We start from the raw sequence: 3,703 nt of genomic DNA, 5'->3' as shown, positions 1-3,703 counted from the left end.
CGAAACGAAGTTTGGGGAGAGGTCGAGCGACGCCGTTCAGGCGTACGCGAGGGTGAGGGCCGAGCATTAGAAAAGGCGAGCATTCTCCTCCCCGGAATTCTCGCTGAACACTCGCATTCCGACCCTCGCCAACTCCGTTCAGGAGGGTGATTTCAACCTTGCAAGCACGGCATCTAAAAACTGCACGACCTCTACGCCTGAAGTGCCTTCTTCAGATCATTCAGCTGCTTGCGTTCGTCGCGTTTTTTATAAAACGGATCCAACGGGTAGCAACCGCTGATGATCCCGTTTCGTGGGGCAGTCGTGCAATCGCTGAACGTGCGGCAGACCTTCTTGCGTTGCCACACCGTTCCGGCAGTCACATCCGCGGGCAGGTCGGGATACGACAACACCATGCGTCCCAAACCAATCGAGTCCGCCATCCCGGCCTTCACAACGGCCTGCGCGACGTTGGGCAAGTAATCTTGCAGATAGGTGTAACCCGAACCAATGAAGATCATCTCCGGATGCTTCTTTTTCATTTCGGCAACGGCCGCTATTTGCCGAGCGACACCCGCCAACGGATCCTCCGGCGGTGTGTATCCGTCGCTCGGCGGAAAATAAGCGGGACGTTGAATGTGAGGGTTCGTGTACGGACTGCCCGCCGTGGTGCAGATCATTCGAATGCCGATCTCGTGCATCAAATCAACCAACTTCGACGTCTCCGTCATGTCGATCGTCAATCCGTCTTCGCCACCACCGAACACCTTGTTTGGTTCGCCGCCGGGTTCAGGCTCACCCACGCGGTCGGCACCGGGATGAAACGGCAGGAAGTCAAACAGACTCAAACGCACACCAATCTTCAGATCGTTCGTGGCCGCTTCGATTCCTGAAACAATGTCACGCAAGAAACGCGTTCGGTTCTCAAAGCTACCGCCGAACTTGCCAGTTCGTTCGCGTCCCGCCAGCAACTCATGCCCCAAGTACCCGTGGCAGTGTTTGACATCGACGAATCGATACCCGGCCTTTTCCGCTCGCACCGCTGCCGCGATGAAATCATCGATCAACGTCGACAACTCATCGTCGGTGAAAATCGCGGAGTCGTCCGTGATCTTGACTCGGCGATCCAGAACCACGTTTCGCTGAACCGTACGCGGCTCGGTCAAAGATTTGATATTCGGTCGTGAAAAACGGCCCGAGTGAGTCAGTTGCAAACCGACCAGCAAATCATCGCTGCGTCCAAAGTGCGATTCGTGCTCGTCGACCAACTCCTGACGCAAGGATTCAATCGCGGAAAGGTTTTTATCCGTCAGCAGCAACTGATTCGGGTTGGCTCGTCCATCATGCCGAACCGCAACCGCTTCACCGCCCCAAATCAATTTGGCTCCACTGAGCCCAAAGTTACGCCAACGACGCCGTGTCAAATCAGTCGGCAACCCATCGGTGGTCCCATCCCAACCTTCCATCGGCAAAATGCTCCACCGATTCCCAACGGTTTGGCCGTGGACCTCGAACGATTGCGCCAACGGCGATGCGTCGCCAGATTCCACTTCCGCATCGGATGGCATTTCGATGTTGCTGTCTCGCAAGTGCGAAACAAAGTCATCGTGGGTCTTCAACGACGCGACGCGTGGATAGGCCATGGCAATGAATCAATCAGGAAAGGTGATAGAAAAAGTGTCGGTCGTCCGTGCGATTTTTTTACTTGAGCGAAAAGGCCGCTGGCAATTTAGCCACATCGCACTCGCCGCGGTTCTCGCCGCAACAAATTGGTGATGCTTGCTGTTTCGCTCGTCTCGAAAACGTGAACCGTCCTCGAGAGACGTCAGGCAACGCTTACAAGTACGCCGCCAAATCTTGCGAAATCAAATCCAAGATCGCTTGATCGCTGGCCGGACGTTCGGGGCTGCCGGGGAATGTTTGATCGCTGGCGATCTTGCCACGCGAATGCAAGAACATCGCGGCTGAATGTTTGTAGGCGGGAACGGGAGCACGGAACGCGAACGCACCGAGGTACTGCAACAAATCGTTCAGGCCATAGAACCGCGGGTCATCCTTTTCCCACATCGAATCACGCAGAGCGAACTCGGCTGGGCAGAAAGTCGACAATCCCAGCAAGTAATCGCTGCCGTACATCACCATGTCGATCGCCAGGTCGTTTCCGGTCAGAACCTTGAAGTCCGGGCGGACTCGGTTGCGAAGTTCCAAACGTTGCCATTCCAAGATGCGATCGAGCGATGAATGCTTCGCCCCCAGGCAGTTGCCGATTCCCATCAATCGCTCATACAGCGACAGCGAGTAAATCTTGCCAAAGGGAGCAAACATCGTCCCCAGCTCAAACGCGTAGAACTGTTCGCATTCGGACGCGAGCTGCGAATAGGCATCGAAAATGGAGTCGTCGTCGCCGCTGGTCAAACCAAACGACTGGAACAAAATCGGTGTTCCATCGTGACGTTGGACTTGTTCAATGCCGCGGCGATAAGCGTCGCTGTCGAAGTCATCACCGGATCGGTCACCGACAAACACGCCGCCGAGATAAGCTCGGTCCTTCGCGATTGCCGAGGTTCGAACCAGAGCTTCTTCGCGAATCTCATCCGAGATCAAATTCGCGTAGCCGGTGTCCATGTTGATGGCCGGCGTCAGCCCCGCGTCGAGCGTCGACACGACATGGGACTCAAAACCGTTCCAATCAATTTCGCCGCCGGAGGTCATCGGCAGCAGGATCGCCGACATGCCGGTGATCTTGCGGTTGCGGATGGGTTGAGGAGCGGACGTCAATTCGGGCAGAGTGGTTGTGTTCATGCCCGAATCGTAACGCCACCGAACCCCCGCGTCTTGGAGATTCGGGTGAAACCGCGACTATGCAATTCGGGCAAAACGCCCCGAATCACTCTTTGATTTCGAAAATCGCTTCGATTTCGACCGCGATTCCACCTGGCAACGCGTTGGTTCCCAAAGCACTTCGAGCGGCCACGCCCGCTTCTTCGCCAAAGACGTCGCGAAACAATTCGCTGCACCCATTGATCACGGCGGGCTGAGCGTCGAAGGATTCGGTGCACCGCACCAACCCCAACAACTTCACCAAACGAGAAACCTTGTCGAGCGATCCAAGGTGATTGCGGAGCGTGGCGAGCATGCCCAAACCGGTTTGGCGAGCGGCGTCGTAGCCGACTTCCACATCCATGTCTAAACCAAGACGACCGGTGATCAACGTTTTGTCGCTTTTCAGCGGCCCGTGACCAGACAAATACACCATGTTGCCGACTTGCACGATCGGCTTGTAAACCCCCATGGGCTTCGGGGCCGGTGGCAATTCCAGATTCAATTCGTCAATGCGTGCGTCGTAGGACATGGATGCGTCGCTGGGTCAAAAGGGGCAGATGGTTCAAACGATGAAATCGAACGCCGAGCATTCGTCCTCCTAGGATGACGAGTCTTCCACGCCCTTCCAAGATGACATACGCCCAACAATCTCCCACCGCCCCAAACCACCATCACAGCCGCCATGTAGAACATGGCCTACGCACCCACCAACACAACAACCCCGTAGGCCAGGTTCCACCTGGCAATCCAACCAACAATCCCCACAAATCAGCCGACGGGCGTTAGCCCCGGTTCTCACTAACAAAACCACTACCAACGCCGACCGGCCAATAAGACGAGAGAACTGCCCCAACCAACAAGCCTCCCCACCGCCCCACGCGATTGCACGGGGCATCACGGG

Annotated in this window: 4 protein-coding genes; 1 reads left to right on the top strand and 3 read right to left on the bottom strand. The window is 56.2% G+C overall.

What is annotated here, in order from left to right; all coding sequences use genetic code 11:
• Nucleotides 1-191: 191 nt before the first annotated feature.
• Nucleotides 192-1,622 (bottom strand): NADH:flavin oxidoreductase, encoded by a 1,431-nt coding sequence (locus B2R17_RS11450; protein WP_286764094.1) that lies wholly within the window; start codon nt 1,620-1,622, stop codon nt 192-194.
• Between B2R17_RS11450 and B2R17_RS11445 the strand changes: the two genes are divergently transcribed.
• Nucleotides 1,621-1,755: a hypothetical protein gene (locus B2R17_RS11445; RefSeq protein ID WP_286764093.1), complete on the top strand. Its 135-nt coding sequence runs from the start codon at nt 1,621-1,623 to the stop codon at nt 1,753-1,755. The genes B2R17_RS11450 and B2R17_RS11445 overlap by 2 nt on opposite strands.
• 60 nt (nt 1,756-1,815) lie before the next feature.
• On the opposite strand, the gene B2R17_RS11440 is transcribed toward B2R17_RS11445, so the two are convergent.
• On the bottom strand, nt 1,816-2,781 hold the full coding sequence (locus tag B2R17_RS11440; protein ID WP_286764092.1) for a dihydrodipicolinate synthase family protein: 966 nt from the start codon (nt 2,779-2,781) through the stop codon (nt 1,816-1,818).
• A gap of 85 nt (nt 2,782-2,866) precedes the next feature.
• Nucleotides 2,867-3,331 carry a RidA family protein gene (locus B2R17_RS11435; protein ID WP_286764091.1) on the bottom strand — a complete coding sequence of 155 codons (465 nt, stop codon included), beginning with the start codon at nt 3,329-3,331 and terminating at the stop codon, nt 2,867-2,869.
• Nucleotides 3,332-3,703 lie beyond the last annotated feature (372 nt).

It is taken from the genome of Rhodopirellula sp. UBA1907 (assembly GCF_002337565.1).
Classification (GTDB): domain Bacteria; phylum Planctomycetota; class Planctomycetia; order Pirellulales; family Pirellulaceae; genus Rhodopirellula; species Rhodopirellula europaea.
The sequence above is the reverse complement of the archived record's forward strand: the minus strand, read 5'-3'. Positions and strand labels throughout refer to the sequence as shown.

Excerpts from the sequence above, each read along its gene's own strand:
- B2R17_RS11445 (WP_286764093.1), top strand. The coding sequence starts at position 1,621 with ATGGCAATGAATCAATCAGGAAAGGTGATAGAAAAAGTGTCGGTCGTC.
- B2R17_RS11450 (WP_286764094.1), bottom strand. The coding sequence starts at position 1,622 with ATGGCCTATCCACGCGTCGCGTCGTTGAAGACCCACGATGACTTTGTT.
- B2R17_RS11440 (WP_286764092.1), bottom strand. The coding sequence starts at position 2,781 with ATGAACACAACCACTCTGCCCGAATTGACGTCCGCTCCTCAACCCATC.
- B2R17_RS11435 (WP_286764091.1), bottom strand. The coding sequence starts at position 3,331 with ATGTCCTACGACGCACGCATTGACGAATTGAATCTGGAATTGCCACCG.